The organism is Janthinobacterium sp. RA13 (assembly GCF_000745325.1).
GTDB lineage: Bacteria > Pseudomonadota > Gammaproteobacteria > Burkholderiales > Burkholderiaceae_D > Janthinobacterium > Janthinobacterium rivuli.
This window is the reverse complement of sequence record NZ_JQNP01000001.1, coordinates 3,935,728-3,955,197: the sequence shown is the minus strand read 5'-3', so window position 1 is coordinate 3,955,197 and position 19,470 is coordinate 3,935,728. Positions and strand designations below refer to the sequence as shown.

Annotated in this window: 20 protein-coding genes; 9 read left to right on the top strand and 11 right to left on the bottom strand. The window is 60.0% G+C overall.

Going from position 1 to position 19,470, the window contains the following annotated elements; translation table 11 throughout:
• Positions 1-242 precede the first annotated feature (242 nt).
• From gyrB to dnaA, 3 genes are all read right to left on the bottom strand, one after another.
• On the bottom strand, positions 243-2,741 hold the full coding sequence (gyrB, locus tag FG13_RS17530; RefSeq protein ID WP_035822927.1) for a DNA topoisomerase (ATP-hydrolyzing) subunit B: 2,499 nt from the start codon (positions 2,739-2,741) through the stop codon (positions 243-245).
• Positions 2,742-2,892: 151 nt separating this feature from the next.
• A complete protein-coding gene (gene dnaN, locus FG13_RS17525; protein ID WP_034754341.1) occupies positions 2,893-3,999 on the bottom strand; it encodes a DNA polymerase III subunit beta in 1,107 nt (368 codons plus the stop codon).
• Positions 4,000-4,148: 149 nt separating this feature from the next.
• Positions 4,149-5,543: a chromosomal replication initiator protein DnaA gene (dnaA, locus tag FG13_RS17520; RefSeq protein WP_034781304.1), complete on the bottom strand. Its 1,395-nt coding sequence runs from the start codon at positions 5,541-5,543 to the stop codon at positions 4,149-4,151.
• A 513-nt stretch (positions 5,544-6,056) separates the two neighbouring features.
• On the opposite strand from dnaA, the gene rpmH reads away from it, so the two are divergent.
• The 8 genes from rpmH (at position 6,057) to FG13_RS30705 (ending at position 11,544) form a co-directional block, all read left to right on the top strand.
• Positions 6,057-6,191 carry a 50S ribosomal protein L34 gene (rpmH, locus tag FG13_RS29560; RefSeq protein ID WP_010401996.1) on the top strand — a complete coding sequence of 45 codons (135 nt, stop codon included), beginning with the start codon at positions 6,057-6,059 and terminating at the stop codon, positions 6,189-6,191.
• 8 nt (positions 6,192-6,199) lie between these two features.
• Positions 6,200-6,652: a ribonuclease P protein component gene (gene rnpA, locus FG13_RS17515; protein ID WP_081922828.1), complete on the top strand. Its 453-nt coding sequence runs from the start codon at positions 6,200-6,202 to the stop codon at positions 6,650-6,652.
• Complete coding sequence (yidD, locus tag FG13_RS17510) at positions 6,649-6,909, top strand: membrane protein insertion efficiency factor YidD (RefSeq protein WP_035822925.1); 261 nt, start codon at positions 6,649-6,651, stop codon at positions 6,907-6,909. The genes rnpA and yidD overlap by 4 nt, the downstream gene beginning before the upstream one ends.
• Positions 6,910-6,920: 11 nt before the next feature.
• A complete protein-coding gene (gene yidC / locus FG13_RS17505) occupies positions 6,921-8,657 on the top strand; it encodes a membrane protein insertase YidC (protein ID WP_035822922.1) in 1,737 nt (578 codons plus the stop codon).
• A gap of 61 nt (positions 8,658-8,718) precedes the next feature.
• Positions 8,719-10,098 carry a tRNA uridine-5-carboxymethylaminomethyl(34) synthesis GTPase MnmE gene (mnmE, locus tag FG13_RS17500; RefSeq protein WP_035822920.1) on the top strand — a complete coding sequence of 460 codons (1,380 nt, stop codon included), beginning with the start codon at positions 8,719-8,721 and terminating at the stop codon, positions 10,096-10,098.
• A gap of 9 nt (positions 10,099-10,107) precedes the next feature.
• Entirely contained in the window at positions 10,108-10,407 is a 300-nt protein-coding gene (locus tag FG13_RS17495; protein ID WP_035822918.1) for a hypothetical protein, read from the top strand.
• A gap of 246 nt (positions 10,408-10,653) precedes the next feature.
• Entirely contained in the window at positions 10,654-11,223 is a 570-nt protein-coding gene (locus FG13_RS17490) for a hypothetical protein (protein ID WP_035822916.1), read from the top strand.
• A 120-nt stretch (positions 11,224-11,343) separates the two neighbouring features.
• The gene (locus tag FG13_RS30705) at positions 11,344-11,544 is read left to right on the top strand and encodes a hypothetical protein (protein ID WP_035822914.1); all 201 of its coding nucleotides are present in this window, start codon (positions 11,344-11,346) and stop codon (positions 11,542-11,544) included.
• Between the two features lie 9 nt (positions 11,545-11,553).
• Here the strand turns inward: FG13_RS30705 and FG13_RS17480 are convergent, their stop codons facing one another.
• Both FG13_RS17480 and FG13_RS17475 read right to left on the bottom strand, forming a co-directional pair.
• Positions 11,554-12,189, bottom strand: coding sequence for an Hpt domain-containing protein (locus FG13_RS17480; protein ID WP_035822911.1), 636 nt, complete (start codon positions 12,187-12,189; stop codon positions 11,554-11,556).
• Positions 12,190-12,297: 108 nt separating this feature from the next.
• On the bottom strand, positions 12,298-13,251 hold the full coding sequence (locus FG13_RS17475) for a CAP domain-containing protein (RefSeq protein ID WP_327062369.1): 954 nt from the start codon (positions 13,249-13,251) through the stop codon (positions 12,298-12,300).
• Positions 13,252-13,521: 270 nt separating this feature from the next.
• Here FG13_RS17475 and pssA point away from each other — a divergent pair, with 270 nt between their 5' ends.
• The gene (gene pssA / locus FG13_RS17470) at positions 13,522-14,262 is read left to right on the top strand and encodes a CDP-diacylglycerol--serine O-phosphatidyltransferase (protein ID WP_225243950.1); all 741 of its coding nucleotides are present in this window, start codon (positions 13,522-13,524) and stop codon (positions 14,260-14,262) included.
• Here pssA and FG13_RS17465 read toward each other — a convergent pair.
• From FG13_RS17465 to FG13_RS17440, 6 genes are all read right to left on the bottom strand, one after another.
• Positions 14,259-15,185, bottom strand: coding sequence for an aldo/keto reductase (locus FG13_RS17465; protein WP_035822910.1), 927 nt, complete (start codon positions 15,183-15,185; stop codon positions 14,259-14,261). The two genes, pssA and FG13_RS17465, sit on opposite strands and share 4 nt — an antisense overlap.
• A 147-nt stretch (positions 15,186-15,332) precedes the next feature.
• Positions 15,333-16,478, bottom strand: coding sequence for a D-alanyl-D-alanine carboxypeptidase family protein (locus tag FG13_RS17460; RefSeq protein WP_035822908.1), 1,146 nt, complete (start codon positions 16,476-16,478; stop codon positions 15,333-15,335).
• Positions 16,479-16,593: 115 nt separating this feature from the next.
• Positions 16,594-17,247 carry an alpha/beta hydrolase gene (locus FG13_RS17455; protein ID WP_035828394.1) on the bottom strand — a complete coding sequence of 218 codons (654 nt, stop codon included), beginning with the start codon at positions 17,245-17,247 and terminating at the stop codon, positions 16,594-16,596.
• Between the two features lie 62 nt (positions 17,248-17,309).
• Entirely contained in the window at positions 17,310-17,627 is a 318-nt protein-coding gene (locus tag FG13_RS17450) for a (2Fe-2S) ferredoxin domain-containing protein (protein WP_034781335.1), read from the bottom strand.
• A gap of 40 nt (positions 17,628-17,667) precedes the next feature.
• On the bottom strand, positions 17,668-18,855 hold the full coding sequence (locus tag FG13_RS17445) for a VanZ family protein (protein WP_035822906.1): 1,188 nt from the start codon (positions 18,853-18,855) through the stop codon (positions 17,668-17,670).
• The gene (locus tag FG13_RS17440; RefSeq protein WP_035822904.1) at positions 18,852-19,466 is read right to left on the bottom strand and encodes an ABC-type transport auxiliary lipoprotein family protein; all 615 of its coding nucleotides are present in this window, start codon (positions 19,464-19,466) and stop codon (positions 18,852-18,854) included. The genes FG13_RS17445 and FG13_RS17440 overlap by 4 nt, the downstream gene beginning before the upstream one ends.
• Positions 19,467-19,470: the final 4 nt, after the last annotated feature.

Sequence of the window (19,470 nt, the reverse complement as noted above, 5' to 3'; positions counted from 1 at the left end):
ATAACAATTATATTTTATCAATTCTACAGTAATTGCTTTCAGTAAACATAAAATAATGCAGAGTGATGATTTAATGTTGGTGATGTCCAATGTATATTTGGCCAGCATCAGAAATTATTTGAGAGTTTATCTCAAAATTTTTTGGGTTTGGATACAAAAACGGCGGCCATTTTGCGTGGCCGCCGATACTTTAAATAATGAAATCTATTTCATGTACTTTGGAATCCTAAACTACAACATGCTTATACATCAATATTCCCCGCCCGCAGCGCATTATTTTCGATGAACGCCCTGCGTGGTTCCACATCATCGCCCATCAGCGTGGTAAAGATCTGATCCGCCGCAATCGCGTCTTCGATCTGTACCTTCAACAAGCGGCGCACGGTTGGGTCCATCGTCGTTTCCCACAGTTGATCCGGGTTCATTTCGCCCAGACCTTTGTAGCGCTGTTTCGAGACGGTGCGTTCGGCTTCGTCGCGCAGCCATTGCATGGCCTGGTGGAAGTCGACGACGGCGATTTCCTTGATGCGCTCGCCTTCGCCGCGGCGCACGAAGGCGCCTTCGCCGATCAGGCCTTCGAAGGTGGCGGCGCCGCTGCTCAGCACGGCGTAGTCCGGGCCTTGCACGAAGTCGGCGTCGATGGCGCTGACTTTGATGTTGCCGTGGTGCATGCGCTCGATGCGCAGCATGTGTTTTTCCGACAGGTCGTCGGAACGCACGTGCACTTTTACGGCGCTGTCGTTGATGGCCGTCTGCAGGGCCAGGGCGGAGGTTTCCGCCAGGTCCAGGGTCGACAGGTCCAGCTGCACGCCCGTCATGATGGCCGTCAGGGCGGCGCGGTCGATGACGCGCGTCAGACGGGTCATGATGGTGTTCGACAGGTTGAACTTGCGCACCAGTTCCGTCAATGTTTCGCCGGAAATGCCTTCCGCGCCGGTGCGCGGCACCAGCACGGCCGTGTTCAGCGCCACCGTCATCATGTAGCTCGCTTCTTCGGCGTCATCTTTCAGATAGCGCTCGTCGCGGCCGGCTTTGACTTTGTACAGCGGCGGTTGCGCGATGTAGATGTGGCCGCGCTCGACCAGTTGCGGCATCTGACGGTAGAACAGGGTCAGCAGTAGGGTACGGATGTGGGCGCCGTCGACGTCCGCATCGGTCATGATGATGATGCGGTGGTAGCGCAGTTTCTCGACGTTGAATTCGTCCGGTCCGATCGAGGTGCCGAGCGTGGCGATCAGGGTGGTGATCTGCTCCGACGACAGCATTTTTTCGAAACGGGCTTTTTCCACGTTCAAGACTTTACCGCGCAGCGGCAGAATCGCCTGGAACTTGCGGTCGCGCCCTTGTTTTGCCGAGCCACCTGCCGAGTCACCCTCGACGATGTACAGTTCGCACAGGGCGGGGTCTTTTTCCTGGCAGTCGGCCAGCTTGGCCGACAGGCCCAGGCCGTCCATGATGCCTTTGCGGCGCGTCAAATCGCGGGCCTTGCGGGCCGCTTCACGGGCGCGCGCCGCTTCGACGATCTTGCCGCAAATGATCTTGGCGTCGTTCGGTTTTTCTTGCAGGTAATCAGCCAGGGTCTTGGCGACGATCTCTTCGACCGGGCCGCGCACTTCCGACGACACCAGCTTGTCTTTCGTCTGCGACGAGAATTTCGGTTCCGGCACTTTCACCGACAAGACGCAGGTCAAGCCTTCGCGCATGTCGTCGCCGCTGATTTCCACTTTCGCCTTCTTGGCGAACTCGTGTTCATCGATGTATTTGTTGATGACGCGTGTCATCGCCGCGCGCAGACCCGTCAGGTGGGTGCCGCCATCGCGTTGCGGGATGTTATTCGTGAAGCACAGCACTTGTTCATTGTAGGCATCGTTCCACTGCATCGACACGTCAACCGAGATGTTCGTTCCCTGGTCCGACAGGCGCTCGCCCGTGGCCTGGAAAATGGTCGGGTGCAAGACCGATTTGGCCTTGTTGATGTACTCGACGAAGCCGCGCGTGCCGCCTTCGAAGGCGAAGATTTCTTCCTTGCCCGTGCGCTGGTCGGACAATTTGATCTTGACGCCATTGTTCAGGAACGACAGTTCGCGGATGCGCTTGGCCAGGATTTCGTAGTGGAATTCCACGTGCGTGAAAATCTCTTCATCGGCCCAGAAATGCACGTCGGTGCCGCGCTTGTCCGTCTCGCCGATGACCTTGATCGGCGAGGTGGCGATGTCACCCACCATGACGATCTGGCGGTCTTGCGGCACGCCGCGCACGAATTCCATGTGATGCACTTTGCCATCGCGGCGGATGGTCAGTTTCAGCAATTTCGACAGGCCATTCACGCAAGACACGCCCACGCCGTGCAAGCCGCCCGATACTTTATAGGAGTTCTGGTCGAACTTGCCGCCCGCGTGCAGCTCGGTCATGACGATTTCCGCCGCCGACCGCTTCGGATCGTGCTTGTCGTCCATTTTCAGACCGGTCGGCACGCCGCGGCCATTGTCGGTGATCGAGATCGAATTGTCGCTGTGGATGGTGACGTTGATGTCCGTGCAGTGGCCGGCCAGCGATTCATCGATGGAGTTGTCCAGCACTTCGAAAACCAGATGGTGCAAGCCGGTGCCGTCCGAGGTGTCGCCAATGTACATGCCCGGGCGTTTGCGTACGGCTTCCAGGCCTTCCAGGATCTGGATGGAGGAGGCGCCGTATTCTTCCGTTTTGGCCTGGATCGGGGTGTCTTGTGGATTCTCGGACATGGACTGCTTTCTCAATTAACTAGTACTGTTCCGGGGTCAGAGCCTGTTGGGTCTGACCCCAGCTTTTCATTGGGTTTCTTGATTGCGTGATATCGCATTTCAACCCAACGGCGAAATGCTGGGGTCAGACCCGGCGGGTCTGACCCCTGATTTAAATCCGCATCGGCATGACGACATACTTGAAGTCGGCATTGTCCGGGATGGAGATCAGGGCGGACGAGTTCGAATCACCGAGCGCGATGTTGACGTATTCGCATTTCAGGTTGTTCAGCACGTCCAGCAGATACGTCACGTTGAAGCCGATGTCGACGGAGTCGCCGCCGTAGTCGATTTCCAGCTCTTCGACGGCTTCTTCCTGGTCCGCATTGGTCGAGCTGATCTTCATGCTGCCCGGGGTGATGATGCAGCGCACGCCCTTGAACTTGTCGCTGGTCATGATGGCGGCACGTTGCAGCGAGCGCAGCAGTTCATCGCGGCCGATGGTGAAGTCGTTTTTGTAGCCTTTTGGAATCACGCGCGTGTAGTCGGGGAACTTGCCTTCCACCAGCTTCGAGATCAGCTCGATGTCGGCAAAGGTCAGTTTCACCTGGTTGGCGGCGATGTCCAGTTGCACCGGCTCATCGTTCTCTTCCAGCAGACGCTGCAGTTCGATGATGGTCTTGCGCGGAATAATGACTTCCTGGCGCGCGAAGGTCTGCTCGGTGGCCACCTGGCAAAACGCCAGGCGGTGGCCGTCGGTGGCCACGGCGATGACATTATTGCCATCCAGAACCAGCAGCAAGCCGTTCAGGTAGTAGCGGATGTCTTGCTGCGCCATCGAGAAATGCACCATGTTGAACAGGTGTTTCAGCGTTTTTTGGGGCAGGGTGACGGACGCGTTGTAGCTTTCCGCCTGTTGCACGGTCGGAAACTCTTCCGCCGCCAGGGTTTGCAGGGCGAAACGCGACTTGCCCGTTTGCACGGTCAGCCGCTTGTTCAGCAGGGTCATCGTGACGTCGCCCGATTCGGGCAGGGCGCGCAGGATGTCCAGCAGCTTGCGCGCGGCCACGGTGGTGCCGGTGACGTCCGCGCCGGAACCGATTTCCGCGTGCGTGGTGATCTGCACTTCGGTGTCGGTCGACAGGAAGGAGACATTTTCACCGTCTTTGCGGATGAGGATATTGGCCAGAATCGGCATAGTGTGCCGACGCTCGACAATACCGCTCACGATCTGCAGTGGCCGGAGAAGGGTATCTCGGGTGGTTTTGACCAATTGCATATTTATCCTCAATGTATAGGTTGAACAGTACGACGTTTAACGTATTAATTTAACAATTGTTGCCATGGGGAGCCCCGACAGACCGGCTGCGGCGCCCTCCCAGATGATAAGGGTAAAGCACGTTTTGAGCCAGTCTTGCCCAAGCGGCCTTAGCCTTTTAGTGTTTGCTCCAGCACATGCAATTCATGGTTGCATTCCGGGTTCTTGGTGCGGTCCAGCGCGATCTTGCGCACGGCATGCAGCACCGTGGTGTGGTCGCGGCCGCCGAACAGCTCGCCGATTTCCGGCAGGCTCTTCTGTGTCAATTCCTTGGCCAGGTACATGGCGATCTGGCGCGGCCGGGCGATATTCGCCGGGCGGCGCTTCGAATACATGTCGGCAACCTTGATATTGAAGAAGTCGGCCACGGTTTTCTGGATGTTTTCCACGGAAATCTGGCGGTTCTGCACCGACAGCAAGTCCTTTAGGGCTTCCTTGACGATATCGATGGTGATGTCTTTGCCATGGAAACGCGAGTACGCGAGGATCTTGCGCAGCGCGCCTTCGAGCTCGCGCACGTTTGAGCGCAAATGCTTGGCGACAAAGAAAGCCACGTCGTCGGAGAAGGTCACGCCTTCCTGCTTGGCTTTTTTCAGCAAAATTGCCACGCGCATTTCCAGTTCCGGCGGTTCGATGGCCACCGTCAGGCCCGAGTCGAAGCGCGAGATCAAACGGTCGTCCATGCCCGTGATTTCCTTCGGATAGGTATCCGAGGTGATGATGATCTGTTTCTTCGCGGCAATCAATGCCTCGAACGCATAGAAAAACTCTTCCTGCGTGCGGCTCTTGCCGCCAAAGAACTGGATATCATCGATCAGCAGCATGTCGAGCGAGTGATAGTAGTGCTTGAAGTCGTCGAAACCCTTGCGCTGGTAAGCGGTCACTACGTCGCGAACGTACTGTTCTGCGTGGATGTAGCGAATTTTTGCACCCGGATTGTCGGCCATCACCTGGTTGCCGATGGCGTGGATCAAGTGGGTTTTACCGAGGCCGACGCCGCCATAGAAGAACAGCGGGTTATACGACACGCCCGGATTGTTCGCCACCTGGATGGCGGCGGCGCGTGCCAATTGGTTGGCCTTACCGGTCACGAAGCTGTCGAAGGTCAGGTCGGTGTTGATGCGGCTCTGCTCGCGGCGCGGCGCCGCGCCGATGCTCAGTTCCGGCACGCTGGGCTGCGGTTCCGCGGCGCGCGCGCTGGGCGCGCCGCCATTCGGATCGCTGGCCGGGGTGCTGGCGGTGACGGGTTTCTTCGGCAGGGCCAGGCGCGGGTCGAGCACGAACTGCACTTCCGTCGGCGCTTCGAAGTACTGAATGGCCAGGGCAGTGATGCGGCTGGCGAACTGGGTCTTGACCCAATCGAGCTTGAAGCGATTGGGCGCAGCAATGCGCAGCTTGCCCTCTTCGTAATCGAGAGGGATAAGCGGTTTGATCCACGCACTGAATTGTTGCGGTGTCAGCTCCAGTTCCAACTGCGCGGAACAGGCCTGCCAGAAATTATCCATGTATGTCTATGTGAAAAGGTGTGGGAGGGCGTATCGATTCTGCCCTGCGTTCACCGTGTTGCAAGGCCGGCGTCGCGCGAGGGCTCGCCACACGTAACGCGCTATTCTACTCCCGACTGAGAAAGTTATCCACAGGCACGACGCTTATTTTTCTGTGGCGGGGTGGGGCGCCGTGTGCATAAGAGGCGACTTATCCCCCGGTTATCCCGTCACAGGCAGTGCTGGCGCGGCCTGTGGCGGGGCCTTGCAAGCAGATGGGGGTCGGCGCGCAAATTTCCAGACGATCACGGCAATCCTTGACAAGAGGGGGGCATATGCTGAATAATTCAGGGTTCCCCGCCCGTATTCCGTGTTTATTCATTTGGAACGACAATATGGACTAAGCGTGGATTAAGCGGGCGATGAGATTGGCCAGCTTGTGCTTTGGCATAAGTGCGCGATTGTCATTGGCACCAAAAACTGACGGGACGTCAGACCCGATTTTGCATTTTTTTTGTTTTTAGCGAGACCAACATGAAACGTACTTACCAACCTTCCGTCGTTCGCCGCAAGCGTACGCACGGCTTCCGCGCTCGTATGGCTACCCGTGGTGGCCGTGATGTGCTCAACGCACGTCGCGCAAAGGGCCGCAAACGTCTGGCCGTCTAGGCTTGTCGTTGACAGCTGATCGCGTGGCTAGCTGTACTCCAGTCGGCAATCAACGCGAAGGTTCACACGACTTCGCGCGCTTTCGGCGTATCGTTAAAACGGATGAATTTTCATCCGTTTTTCGTTTGCGCCCTTCGCAAAAAACAGCGCATTTTGTGCTGTACACCCGACACAATCAATTGCCGCATGCGCGGCTGGGCGTCGTTGTGGCCAAGCGTTTCGCGCCGCGCGCGGCGACCCGCAACACGATCAAGCGCGTCACGCGCGAGCTGTTTCGCAACAGCGCGATGCCGCCGGTCGACTGCGTGGTGCGTTTGTCACGCGCCGTCAACAGCAAGGATGGCCCGGCTACCACGACCCGGCTCAAAGCCGAGCTGCGTGAGGAATTGAGCCGCCTGTTTGCGGCGCAAATCGCCGCCCAGGCCCGTTCTGTTGCTGCGCCACCACCATCCGCGCCATGAAAACCCTGCTGCTGTTACTGCTGCGTGCTTATCAGTTGCTGATCAGCCCCATGCTGGGACAGAATTGCCGTTTCTATCCGAGCTGTTCGCATTACGCGATGGAAGCGCTGCGCGTGCACGGTACGGCCAAGGGCAGCCTGCTGGCTGCCAAGCGCCTGTGCCGTTGCCACCCCTGGAATGAAGGGGGCGTCGACCCGGTGCCGCCGGCCGATGGCAAACAATCTTCAACGACCGCTTGCGGTTGCAACCACTCCTGACAAATACCCTAATGGATATCAATAAACGTACCATCCTGTGGATCGTGTTTTCCGTCTCGCTGGTAATTCTCTGGAACGAATGGATGATCTCGAACGGCAAGCCGTCGATGTTCTCCGCGAACACGGAACAAACCGCCAAGGCGCCTGCGACCCCTGCCAAGACGGCTGCTCTGGCTGCCTCGGCTGCGGCAGGCGTGCCTGCCCTGCCGGGTGAGGCTGTCGATCCCGCCGCGTTCAAGCGCGAAGTGATTACCATCACCACCGACGTCATCAAGGTCGATATCGACACTCTGGGCGGCCAGGTCAAGCGTCTGGAATTGCTGAAATTCAAAGGCGCGGGCAATCCGGGCTGGTTTGGCGGCTGCTTCGGCCTGTTCAAGGTATGCCAGCCTGATGACGGCAAGCAGAATGAAGTGCTGTTCGATGAAGGCGCGAACCACACCTACCTGGCGCAATCGGGCCTGGTCGGCGGTCCTTTCCCTACCCACGCGAGCGGTTTCACCGTGCAGCCTGGCGTGCGCACCATCGGTGACGGCAAGCAAGTGCAACTGGTGATGGAAGCGGTTGAAGGCGGCGTCAAGCTGACCAAGACGTTTACCTTCAAGCGCGGCGACTACGTCATCGACGTGCGCCACGACGTCTCCAACATGGGCGCGGCACCTGTCACGCCGCAGCTGTATCTGCAACTGACGCATGACGGCAACAAGCCGGTCGGCGACTCGTTCTTCAACAGCAGCTTCACCGGTCCGACGCTGTACACGCCGCAAGACAAGTACCAGAAGCTGACGTTCGAGAAAATCGAAAAAGCGGCCGTGGAAGACGAGAAGAAGGGCAACGACAACGCCATGAAGGGCCTGCACCCGGCCACGGCGAATGGCGGCTGGTTTGCGATTTCGCAACACTTCTTCGTGTCCGCATTCGTTCCGCCCGAGAACGCCAAGCGCGACATCTTCACGAAGAAAGTCGGCCCCAACCTGTACGCCATCGGCAACGTGCTGCCGCTGCCTACCCTGGCGCCAGGCGCCTCGGCCAGCATGGACAGCAAGCTGTACTCGGGTCCGCAAATCGCGCACCTGCTGGAAAACGTCTCGCCTGGCCTGGAACTGGTCAAGGATTATGGCTGGCTGACCATCATCGCCAAGCCGATGTTCTGGGTCATGGAACAGATCCACAGCGTGCTGGGCAACTGGGGCTGGACCATCATCGCCTTCACGATCCTGATCAAGCTGCTGTTCTTCCCGCTGTCGGCCGCCGGCTACCGCAGCATGGCGAAGATGAAACTGGTCACGCCGAAGATGCAAGCGATCCGCGAACGTTTCAAGGGCGATCCGCAAAAGATGAACCAGGCCACGATGGAGCTGTACAAGACGGAAAAGATCAATCCGCTGGGCGGCTGCCTGCCGATCCTGATCCAGATGCCCGTCTTTATCGCGCTGTACTGGGTCTTGAACGCGTCCGTGGAAATCCGCGGCGCGCCATGGATCGGCTGGATCACCGACCTGGCCCAGCATGACCCATGGTGCATCCTGCCCGTGCTGTACGCGATCTCGATGTTCATCACGACCAAGCTGAACCCGGCCCCGGCCGATCCGATGCAAGCGAAGATGATGCTGTTCATGCCACTGGCATTCTCGGTGATGTTCTTCTTCTTCCCGTCGGGCTTGGTACTCTACTGGGTCGTCAACAACGTCCTGTCGATCGGCCAGCAATGGGTGATCACCAAGAAATACGCGCCTGCCGTCAAGTAAGTCCGGCCAGCGAATCGAAAGCCCGCCGAGTGCGGGCTTTTTTTTAATCTACAATATCCCCATGAAACTCGACTCTTCCCCTATCGCCGCCATCGCCACCGCTCCGGGTCGTGGCGGCATCGGCGTGGTACGCGCCTCCGGCAAAAACCTCGCTCCGCTGATGACGGCCCTGTTCGGCGCGCAGCAACTCAAACCGCGCAACGCCACCTATCTGCCATTCACGGAAGCCGACGGCGCCATCATCGACCAGGGCATCGCCATCCACTTCAAGGGTCCGCATTCGTACACGGGCGAAGACGTGCTGGAATTGCAGGGCCATGGCGGCCCCATCGTGCTGCAACTGCTGCTGGCGCGCGTGCTGGAAGCGGGCCGTGACAGCGGCTTGCGCCTGGCCGAACCGGGCGAATTCACGCGCCGCGCGTTTTTGAATGACAAGCTTGACCTGGCGCAAGCCGAAGCTGTGGCCGACCTGATCGACGCCTCGACGGAAGCGGCGGCCAAGTCCGCTTCGCAATCGCTGTCGGGCGCGTTCTCGAACACCATCCACGCGCTGGTGGAACAGGTGACGGGACTGCGCATGCTGGTCGAAGCGACCCTGGATTTTCCGGAAGAAGAAATCGATTTCCTGGAAAAATCGAATGCGCGCGGTCAATTGAAAGCCGTCATCGAAGCGTTAAACAAAGTGTTTGCGCAGGCGGCGCAGGGCGCGCTGCTGCGTGAAGGCTTGAATGTCGTGCTGGCAGGCCAGCCCAACGTGGGTAAATCGTCGCTGCTGAACGCGCTGGCCGGCGCCGACGTGGCGATCGTCACACCGATCGCCGGCACCACGCGCGACAAGGTCAGCGAAACCATCCAGATCGAAGGCATTCCGCTCAACATCATCGACACGGCCGGCATTCGCAGCGCGGGCGACACCATCGACGCCGTCGAGCGCATCGGCATCGAGCGCACCTGGGGCGAGATCGGCAAGGCGGACGTGATCCTGCACCTGCTTGACGCCGACCACGGCCCCACGTTGGCCGACGAAACCATCGTCGCCGCCTTCCCAGAAGGCGTGCCGGTGGTGCGCGTGTGGAACAAGATCGATCTGTCCGGGCATAAACCCGGCGTCGATAGCATGCCGGACGCCACCCACGTGTATCTGTCGGCGCACGAGCACATCGGCATTGACCTCTTGCGCGCCGAGCTCTTGCGCATCGCAGGCTGGCAGCAGACGGGCGAATCGCTGTACCTGGCGCGCGAACGCCATCTGATCGCCTTGAAATCGGCCGGCAAGCACCTGGACATCGCCGCCGAACACGCGGCGCAGGACGACCAGTCGCTGGACCTGTTCGCCGAAGAACTGCGCCTGGCGCAGGTGCAGCTGTCGAGCATCACGGGCGAGTTCTCGCCTGACGATCTGCTGGGCGTGATTTTCAGCCGTTTCTGCATCGGCAAATAAGGAGGTTCGATGAAGCTGCTGCTTGCTCTGCTGTTCAGTTGCCTGCCCCTGCTGGCCAGTGCGCAGGAAAAGTTGCCGAAGGACGTGGCGCGGTTCGTCGAGAACGCCCAGATGTGCGAGCATTTTGCCGGCGAGTGGGATGACAACGACAAGGCGCGCCAGCGCGAGATCACGCAAGCCGTGGCCAGTTCGTGCGGGCAGGCGCAGCGGCAGTGGAAGCGGCTGCGCGTGAAATATGCGCAGCAACCAGCAATTCACAAAGTCATCGACGCGCATGCGAATGATGCGGTCAGGAGCTTTCGGAAATAAGTATCAGAGGTGTTTTTTTGCATACACCTCGAACGGCGAAAAGACCGGGGTTCGATCTGTTCGCCGAAGAGCTGCGCCTGGCGCAGGTGCAACTGTCGAGCGCCACGGGCGAATTTTCGCCTGATGATTTATTGGAGGTGGTTTTCAGCCGGCTCTGTATCTGCAAGCAAATTCATATTGATTGCGGAACAGCAATATCTTGCCGTGTGACGGTTTTATAGTCGGAATTCCCAACCAGGAGTTCCTATGACATATCCTTCATTCCCGCGTGGCACCGCTATTGTTTTTTTCGCATTGGCGCTTGTTTCTCCTATCGCGGTTTTGGCTGCCGCCCCATTGCAGTTGACGATCGACACTGTGCTACCGCCTGATCCTGGTGCTGCTGGCAAACAAACGCTTGCCGGTATTGATAGCAATGATAATGGCGTGCGCGATGATGTCGAGTTGTTTCTGCTGCGGCATTTTTCGCGAGATGCCCGGCTTCTGCGGGGCATGGCAAATGTTGCCATCAGCACCCAGGCGGCTATTCTGGCAACCACACCCTCGGAATCGTCACATGCGCATTCGATGGCGATACGCAGCGGTGAATGCCTGGCTGGCCTTGGCGAGCTGGTCCCCGAGGATGAAAACAAGGTAGGTCAAGTGATGGCCTTGCTTGTCAATACACCCCAGCGCAAGGAAGCCATCCAGGCGCACGGTGCGCGTCTTGCCAATATGACTTTCGTCATGCGGCAGAAGACAGAGTGGGAGCCTTACTGCATGGAACGGGCCGATCTTGTGGGGCCGAGTGTGCAAAGCCAGCCTCGTCGCGAATAGCGCCATTTGCTGCCATGTATCCCACGGGAGCGCTGTCTATTGAGCATGCTCATACCGCATCAACTTTAATGACGTAATCTTGCTGAGCGGCCTTGAAGTGCCGCTAGGAAAGGAAGCGCCATGGACCGCAAACAGCCCGATGTCGTGGAGTGCGAGGATGAGGTAGTGGCGCGGCCACTGCCGGCCATGCCGGAATTGATCGCAGCGCTGCCGCCAAAAGGCGCGTGCTGGTATTGCGACAAGCCGCTCGACGCCGTGCGCCGCTTTTGCGGCAAGAGTTGCGGCATGGCTTACGCGGAAGAGGCGCAGTACCACCCTTGAGCGTGGGGACTAGCGCCGCCGCAGCAGCGCCGCCAGTGCGCCGTCGAAATCGAACTCATGCGCGGCGGCCGCCACTTCCTGGTAGACGTGCACGCCCAGGCTGGCCGCCAGCAGGCTGGCCGAGTTTTCCAGGATGTCGATGGCCGCGCCGTCGCCTTCGCGCAGGTGGCTGGCCAGGCGCGCCAGCAGCAGCTGGATGGCAGGTGCGGCCGGATCGGGCGCCACGTCCTGCGCCGCCGTGTGGGTTGCCTCTGGCGTGCCCAGCATGCTGCTGACCGCGCCGAGCAATTGATCCTGGGCCAGTTCCAACTGCAGCATCTGCCGGGCCAGGTCGGGCGCTTGCGCGCGCAGTGCGGACTCCAGGGTGGCCGCCAGGCCGTGCACGTGGCGCGCGCCGATCATGCCGGCGGCGCCTTTTAATGTATGCGCCTTCAGGCGCGCGGAAGCGTAATTGCCCGTGTCGAATTCGGCGCGGATCTGGCACGGCGTGGTGCCGTGGTCATGCAGGAAGCGGCGCAGGATTTTCAGGTACAGGATGCGGTCGCCCATGATGCGGCCCAGTCCGTTCTCGACATCGAGAATCCGGACCATGTCGGACGCCGCAACGGCGGCATCATCATCGCAAGTGGCGTGTGGTTTCATCATGCCTGGTGTGCAGAGGGCCCCAAAACTTGTCAATTGCATTCATGCAATATCCGCTATTTTACATCCAGTTGCCCTTGCTACTGCGTCCGCTTGGCAGACACTGCCAGACTAACGCGTCGTGAATGACCAGCTGCGCGTGACGTTCGCGCCATTGACTTTGCCGATGAAACTCACGTCATAGGTGGTGGCCGCCAGCAGGGGGGCCAGCGGGATGATGGCCGCCACCGAGCGCGATGTATTGATGGCATCGCTCTCCTTGCTGAGCAGGCGTACCGTCAGGTCCGCGCCGGCGCCACGCGGGCGCATGGTGAAGGTCGTCACGCTGAGGGTGGCGTCGAAATTCGCATGGACGCTGATCGGGTAGCCGACCACGTTCTGGTTGGGCACGGGATCGGGCTCTTCTTCATCGCTGGAGAAACTGGTGGCGACCTTGGTCTGTCCGTTGAAAGGGTAGCTGACGATCTGTCCGGCCGGCAAGCCGGGGCCATAGCGGCTATTGCCGGCCAGGTCGGTGGTGAAATAGGCATAGCCGCTGTTGTTGACGGCCGCACCGGCGCCACCTTCCTTGAAGATAGGTTCAAAGATGAGGAAGCGGTGATACACGGCCGTGATCAGGTTTTCCGCCATGTAGAAACCGGAGTTGGTCGCCACGCCCGCGATGACTTCGCCCCAGACGGAGGTGACGCCATAGTTCGATGCAGTCAGGCGGTCATACAGTGTTTCGCCGGTAAAGCCGGGTTTGCCTTTAACTTGATTGTGCACCACCACATTATTGCTGTTCAGATAGTTGGAGTGGCCGAGTGCCGCGTTGTCGATCAGGCTATTGCGTACCAGTGGCGCCAGGCCGATCTGGCTGCGCCGGTAATTGATCCAGTTGAAACCATCGGTGGCGATATTGTTGCTGACGACGGGAGCGCCCGGTTCCTGTATCAGCTGCCCGGCCGCGGTCGAGGTGCTCAGCGACGTCTTGTCGCCGCCATCGCCACCGCCACAGGCGCTCAGCAGGGCTGCGCTCAGCAGGGCGGGTATCCAGTATTTCCAACGCAGTGACGAGGCAATCAAGTTGACTCCTGTATAGGTAGGCGGACAGCGGTGGGTGCCAGCGTGCTGCCCTGTGAAATGATTCTAAGGCATTTTTATATGCCGTAGAGCATCCATGACAAGATATGTCGCGCGCTCGTGCGCAGACGGTGCCGCAGCTGCGCAGGGTAGAATGAGCATAGTGCAGCGTTTGCCGCTGCGTAGCCTCATTACCGATTTCTTTGATTGCCCACAAATTTGAACACATTGCCCAAGTCGCGCCTGCAGCGCGCCAAGTACGCCTTGCCCAGCATGGTGACTTTGCTTTCGATAGCCTGCGGTTTTGCCAGCATCGTCATTTCCGTCGATAACGCGACTGTCGGCGACGCCGATGCCTACCGCCTGGCGGCCGCCTTGCTGGTGCTGGCCGGAGTATTTGACGCGCTCGACGGTTATGTCGCGCGCCTGACGAACACCAGTTCGCAGTTCGGCGTGCAGCTCGATTCCATCGCCGACGTGATGAATTTCGGCTGCGCCCCGGCCGTCTTGTTGTACTGCTATGGTTTTGTGCAGATGGGCGTGCACGATCCGCTGCTGCTGCGTTTTGGCGGCATGGCCAGCTTCTTCTTTGTGGCCTGCGGCGCCATGCGCCTGGCGCGTTTCAATGTGAATGTGGGGCGCACCGATCCCCTGTATTTCGTCGGCATGCCGATCACGGCCGGGGCCGCCTGCGTGGCGGCCGTGGTGGTGGCGTGGCCAGCGCCCATCGATTCCATGCTGCACAGCTATCTGCTGATGCTGCTGCTGGTCGGCGTGGGCAGCCTGATGGTGTCGACCTTGCGTTTCCCCAGCTCCAAGCAAAAGAAAAGCCTGGCCGCGCTGCTGGTGCTGATCGTCGCCATCGCCCTGCTGGTGTGGCTGAAGACCAGTTTCTTTGCGCTGTTCTTCGCCGTCTACATCGCCGCCACCCTGCTGCTCAACCTGGCGTGGTACCTGGGCTGGCGCGGCATTGCGCTGCCTCAAGTATTCAACGATCCGGACGAGATAGATTAGGCTACCTCGTGCCCGCGCGCGGCGCGCAGGATGGCGAACCAGTCGCTGCGGCTGAGCGTAAACTGCGTGCCTTCCACGGCCACGCCCACGGCCTCGATGCGGCCCGTGCCCGTCAGCGGCAGGGGACGGCAAGGCAGTTGCATGATCCAGGCAAACACCACGCTGGCAAACGGACGCTGCAGCTGATCCGCGATCTGCTTGATGACATTGCGCAAGTTCTCCACATTCGCATCGCCGCCCTGGAACAGCCGGCCGCCCGCCAGCGGCGACCAGATCATCGGCGCCACCCCCACGTCCTGCAAGCCGTCGAAGGTTTCATCGAACAGGGGCGCCACGTGCAGCGGTGAGCATTCCACCTGGTTCGTCACCAGCGGGAAGCGCCGGTGCAGGCACTCGAACTGGTGGCGGCTGAAATTCGACACGCCAAAGTGCAGCACCTTGCCCGCCTGTTGCAGCTGAGTGAAGGCACCGGCGATCTCGTCGAAATCCATCAGCGGGTCGGGACGGTGGATCAGCAGCAAGTCCAGGCGGTCCGTGTGCAACTGGTGCAAGGTGTGCTCCACGGAACTGGTGATGTGGGCCGCGCTCGTGTCGTAATGCTGGATGGCATGGCCGGGGCGGTGCGGCGACAGCAGTTTGATGCCGCATTTGCTGACCAGTTCCATCTTGTCGCGCAAGCCCGGCTGCAAGGCCAGTGCTTCGCCGAACAGCCCTTCGGCGCTGTAATCGCCATAGATATCGGCATGGTCGAAACTCGACACGCCCAGCGCCAGGCATTGCTCGATGAAAGCCAGGCGCTGCTGCGCCGACATATTCCACTCGCCGATGCGCCACATGCCGGCGACGATGCGCGACAGTTCGGGACCGTTGCTGCTCAAACGGCTGCGCGGCGCTTGCAGGCTGGCGGGAAATACATGGCTCATGGGCTGGCTTTCAGGTGGTGGAGACGAAGGTGACGCCACGATTATAGCCAGCTACGCTACAGCATGCTGCGGAGAAAGCGGCGGCGAGACAGACGAAAAAAATGCCCGCAGCATCTGCGGGCATTTTTCATGTGGTACGAGAAATAATTACTTCATCCACAGGCGCATCGAATCCCAGGCGCGGCCGAAGATCGTTGCCTGGTTGATGGTTTCCAGCGCCACGACAGGCAGTTCCAGCAGAACTTTGTCGTCGACCATCATTTTCAGCTTGCCGACCGGGGCGTTCTCAGCCAGTGGCGCGACCAGCGGGTCCTTGCGTTCCAGCACCGGTTTCATCTTGGCAGCCGTGCCTTTTGGTACGGTGACGAGCACATCGCGTGCGAAGCCGATTTTCACGGTGCCTTTCGAGCCCTTCCACACTTCCGGCGTAGCCACGGCCTGGCCTTTCGAGTACAGCTTGACCGTATCGAAGTTCTGGAAGCCCCAGTTCAGCAGCTTCTGGCTTTCCTGCGTGCGGGCCTGGTCCGACGTCGTGCCCAGCACCACGGAGATCAAGCGGCGCTCGCCGGTGCCGCCCGGACGGCGTGCCGAGGCGATCATGCAATAGCCAGCCGCTTCCGTGTGGCCCGTTTTCATGCCATCGACGGTTGGGTCCAGCCACAGCAGGCGGTTGCGGTTAGGCTGGGTGATCTTGTTGTACGTGAAGCTTTTCACGGAATCGATTTTGTAGAATTCCGGGTAATCGGCGATCACGCGCTTGGCCAGCACGGACAGGTCTTGCGCCGTGGAATAGTTATCGGGGCTAGGCAAGCCATGCGGATTGGCAAAACGCGTGTTTTTCAGGCCCATGCGCTGGGCTTCGCGGTTCATCAGCACGACGAACGTGCCTTCATCGCCGGCAACGGCTTCTGCCAGGGCCACGGCGGCGTCGTTACCCGATTGAATCATCAGGCCGTGCAGCAAGTCGTCGATCGAGACGGGGGTGGCCGGGTCGATGAACATCTTCGAGCTGCTCGAATCGACTTTCCATGCACGCACGGACACGTTCACTTTTTGGTCCAGCGCCAGTTTCTTTTCGCGGATGGCGGCAAACGTCAGGTAAGCCGTCATGATTTTGGTCAACGAAGCCGGCTCGATGCGGGCGTCCGGATCTTGCGAAGCAATGATCTGGCCGCTGGTGGCGTCAAGCAACAGCCAGGACTTGGCGGCGATGGTCGGGGCTGGAACGCTCTGGGCGTAGGCGGCGGAAAAGAAAAATACACTGGAGGCCAGTGCCGCTAAAAGTTTTTTCATGGAGGCTGGTCTGCGAGAAAAAGATGAAGGCTGAGGGCCATGTCGTTGCAACTTACATGGCCGCGTGGAAAAAACGGATCAATTATAGCCGTGGAGGCGCTAGTAAGCCCACACTTCAATGATCATCTGCTGCTATTGCGGGTTTGTCACCATGCCACAGGGCAATCACGAGGTTCTTGATGTGATTGAGCTTGCGGTGGAAAAAGTGGTCGGCGCCGGGGATCACGATCACGGGTATGTCTTGTGGACGGGCCCAGTCGAAGACGGCGGACAGGGGGATCGTGTCGTCCAGTTCGCCGTGGATCAGGATGGTGTCGGCGGGAATATCGGCCATGGCCCATTTGCCGGCCGCGCTGCCGATCAGCGCCAGGCGCTCGACGGGCGTGCCGGCGGCGGCCAGACGTTCCTGCAGTTTCGATTGCACGAAGGTGCCGAACGAGAAACCGGAGAGTGCGACGGGCAAGCCCGGGTACAGGCCGCGCATGTGTTCATATAACAACTGCATGTCGTCCGTCTCGCCCGCGCCATGGTCATGCACGCCTTCGGAAGCACCGACGCCGCGGAAGTTGATGCGCGCCACCACGTAACCGAGGGCGACAAACGCGCGCGCCAGGGTTTGCGTGACCTTGTTATCCATCGTGCCGCCGTACAGCGGGTGCGGATGGGCCACGAGGGCGATGCCGCGCGGGGTGTCTGCCGGGAAATCGAGCAAGCCTTCCATGCTGCCTGCATGGCCGGCGAGGGTAAATTTTTCCGAGTTTCTGTTCATGATGCTCATACTGGTGGCGTAGGCTTAATTTGAAGTTAAAACGTTGAAATTAAATATGCGGCTCAGATTTTCAGGCGTTCGACGATCTTGCCGCCCACCAGGTGCGTATCGATGATTTCATCGATATCGCTGGTGTCGACATAGGTGTACCAGGTCGCTTCCGGATAGATCACCAGCAGCGGGCCTTCCTCGCAGCGGTCCATGCAGCCGGCCTGGTTGATGCGGATCTTGCCCGCGCCATTCATGTCGAGTTCCTTGATGCGGCGCTTGCAATGCTTTTGCGCCGCTTCCGCGCCATGGTCGCCGCAACTGTTGCGGCCGTCTTCACGTTTATTCATGCAGAAAAAAACGTGGCGTTCAAAATACGGTGCGTCGCTCATACTATTCTCCCGCTGATTCATCAATGCGCCATGATAACGCTTATGGGTGGTCTTCGCGACGCTGGCGCTGCGCGTCATCCTGCCGGTTCAGGCGGTGCGAGGGCAGGCACAGGAACCACAGGGCCATGAAGGGCCACAGCAAGGCGAGGAATTGCGCCGCGCCATTGAAGTTGAGGAACTTGCCTTGAAACCAGCCTTGCAAGGTCGACATGAAGTAGGGGTTGATCGGCGTCGTATTCACCATCACCAGGCTCAGCAGCAAGGTGGCGGCCGCGATGCGGCGCTGCGCCACGTGGGGCGCGAACGCCAGGCCGCCCAGCATGATCAGGCCGATCAAAAAGCCGCCCTGGGCGCCCGGCGTGATCCAGACGAAAGCATTTTCCGGCGCAAACAGCAGCGCGCTGGCCATCGAGCGCACGGTCAGGGCGGCGGCGATGAGGGCCAGCATTAATATCGTGCGCGGCGCGGCGCGGCGCAACAGGCACAGCAAGGTCAGCACGGCGCCCGTCATGCCGCAAGCCGTGATGATGGTTTCCGAAAGCCAATATTGCTCGACGGTCAATATCACGTCGGGGCGCAGATACGCGGCCAGGTCGATCTCCATGCCCGCCAGGCGCGACAGCCAGTCCGACAGGATGGGCAGCAACTGGCCCAGGCCGAACAGATAGCCTTGCGGATAAATCTGCGCCAGCGGCCACAGGGCCACCAGCACCAGGCCCTGGCTGGCGTGCTGGGCAAACCAGCGCTGGCGCAAGCGGTACAAATGGCTGTGGTCGAGCAGCTTGCGCGCCGTCAGGGCGCCGATGATGGAACCGATGCAGCAGCCGGCCGCATTCGTATAAAAATCGAGGTTCGACGAGACGCGGCTGGGCAAATAGGTTTGCACGGCTTCCATGCTGCCGGAAATCAGCATGCCGCACAGGCTGGCGACGATGACGGCAAAGAAACCCGTGATCCTGGGAAACAGCGAATACACGATCAAGGCGCCCAGCGGGATGTAGCCGACGATATTCACGCCGACATCGAAGCCCGTCCAGTAACGGGGCATACGCGTGTTTTCCAGGAACGTCAGCGGCGACAGGCCATTGCTGTGCCAGCCCGTGAACGGGAACCAGCTGGCGTACACGATCAGGAAGACGTAGGCGAGCAGGGTCGCGCGCGACACGGGCGAGGAACGGACGGGCGGCAGCGGCGCCGCCGGACTGGCTGGGGATGCGGGCTCGGTCATTCTTTCGTGATATTCAGCGTGCCCAGCCAGGTCAGCAGGTCGGTGGCGATGGCGTCCGAGGCCGCGGCCAGCGCCTGCGCGCCGCCTTGCGCGTCGGCGCTGCCGGCCGGGCCGCTGCGGCTGAAGGTTTTCTGGTCGATCAGGTGGTGGCCGCGGAATACCGAGGCGCGCAGCGACACGTGGCCACTGCTGTGCGTCTGCGTGTCGAAGTTTTGCGAAAAATCATCGACGTCGATGCGCAGCAGGGGCATGCCGGCGGCCGCGTCCGTGGTCGACAGCACTTTCACGCCGCTTTGCGCGACGCGGGTTTTCAGGCGCTGGCTTAATAGTTGCAGCGGCGGCGTGTTCCAGCGGTTGTAGGCGTACGGACGCGATTGCTGCGCATCGGCGTACAGCAAGCGGTAATACATGCGCTGGCTGTCCAGCCAGGACGGACCGTTGGCGTCGGCGATCACCAGCACGGGCACGGCTGGCGCTGCGGCTTGCGTTGCCGCCTGCGGTGCTGCCGGGCCGAAATCATAGAAGGTGGGGACGGGGCCGCGGCTGGCGCAACCGCCCAGCAGGAATGCGGCGGCCAGAATGAGTGCGCTGAAATGGCGAGGGATAGGCATGCGG

Bases quoted from the DNA above. Each gene is read 5' to 3' on its own strand.
- gyrB (WP_035822927.1), bottom strand. From the start codon at position 2,741: ATGTCCGAGAATCCACAAGACACCCCGATCCAGGCCAAAACGGAAGAA.
- dnaN (WP_034754341.1), bottom strand. From the start codon at position 3,999: ATGCAATTGGTCAAAACCACCCGAGATACCCTTCTCCGGCCACTGCAG.
- dnaA (WP_034781304.1), bottom strand. From the start codon at position 5,543: ATGGATAATTTCTGGCAGGCCTGTTCCGCGCAGTTGGAACTGGAGCTG.
- rpmH (WP_010401996.1), top strand. From the start codon at position 6,057: ATGAAACGTACTTACCAACCTTCCGTCGTTCGCCGCAAGCGTACGCAC.
- yidD (WP_035822925.1), top strand. From the start codon at position 6,649: ATGAAAACCCTGCTGCTGTTACTGCTGCGTGCTTATCAGTTGCTGATC.
- yidC (WP_035822922.1), top strand. From the start codon at position 6,921: ATGGATATCAATAAACGTACCATCCTGTGGATCGTGTTTTCCGTCTCG.
- mnmE (WP_035822920.1), top strand. From the start codon at position 8,719: ATGAAACTCGACTCTTCCCCTATCGCCGCCATCGCCACCGCTCCGGGT.
- FG13_RS17495 (WP_035822918.1), top strand. From the start codon at position 10,108: ATGAAGCTGCTGCTTGCTCTGCTGTTCAGTTGCCTGCCCCTGCTGGCC.
- FG13_RS17490 (WP_035822916.1), top strand. From the start codon at position 10,654: ATGACATATCCTTCATTCCCGCGTGGCACCGCTATTGTTTTTTTCGCA.
- FG13_RS30705 (WP_035822914.1), top strand. From the start codon at position 11,344: ATGGACCGCAAACAGCCCGATGTCGTGGAGTGCGAGGATGAGGTAGTG.
- FG13_RS17480 (WP_035822911.1), bottom strand. From the start codon at position 12,189: ATGATGAAACCACACGCCACTTGCGATGATGATGCCGCCGTTGCGGCG.
- pssA (WP_225243950.1), top strand. From the start codon at position 13,522: ATGGTGACTTTGCTTTCGATAGCCTGCGGTTTTGCCAGCATCGTCATT.
- FG13_RS17465 (WP_035822910.1), bottom strand. From the start codon at position 15,185: ATGAGCCATGTATTTCCCGCCAGCCTGCAAGCGCCGCGCAGCCGTTTG.
- FG13_RS17460 (WP_035822908.1), bottom strand. From the start codon at position 16,478: ATGAAAAAACTTTTAGCGGCACTGGCCTCCAGTGTATTTTTCTTTTCC.
- FG13_RS17455 (WP_035828394.1), bottom strand. From the start codon at position 17,247: ATGAACAGAAACTCGGAAAAATTTACCCTCGCCGGCCATGCAGGCAGC.
- FG13_RS17450 (WP_034781335.1), bottom strand. From the start codon at position 17,627: ATGAGCGACGCACCGTATTTTGAACGCCACGTTTTTTTCTGCATGAAT.
- FG13_RS17445 (WP_035822906.1), bottom strand. From the start codon at position 18,855: ATGACCGAGCCCGCATCCCCAGCCAGTCCGGCGGCGCCGCTGCCGCCC.
- FG13_RS17440 (WP_035822904.1), bottom strand. From the start codon at position 19,466: ATGCCTATCCCTCGCCATTTCAGCGCACTCATTCTGGCCGCCGCATTC.